Consider the following 234-nt stretch of genomic DNA (forward strand, 5'->3'; position numbering starts at 1 on the left):
GGTCTCTGATAGCTATGACTTATGGAACGCCATTGACAATATTTGGGGTGGCAGTTTGAAGGACGACGTGAAAAACATGGGCGGTACTTTAGTCATCAGACCTGATAGTGGTGAGCCTGCTAAAGTAGTCCGCGAGGCACTGGAGCGCTTGGCAGTGAAGTTTGGCACGACGGTTAATAGCAAAGGCTACAAAGTTTTGCCAGATTATGTACGTGTCATCCAAGGGGATGGTAT

1 pseudogene is annotated in these 234 nt (G+C 47.9%); it reads left to right on the forward strand.

The annotated features are described in order from the left end of the window. Positions 1–234, forward strand: a pseudogene (locus AAEY78_RS15070) (nicotinate phosphoribosyltransferase); the annotation flags it as partial.

The sequence above is a fragment of the Psychrobacter sp. 16-MNA-CIBAN-0192 genome (assembly GCF_040309565.1).
GTDB lineage: Bacteria > Pseudomonadota > Gammaproteobacteria > Pseudomonadales > Moraxellaceae > Psychrobacter.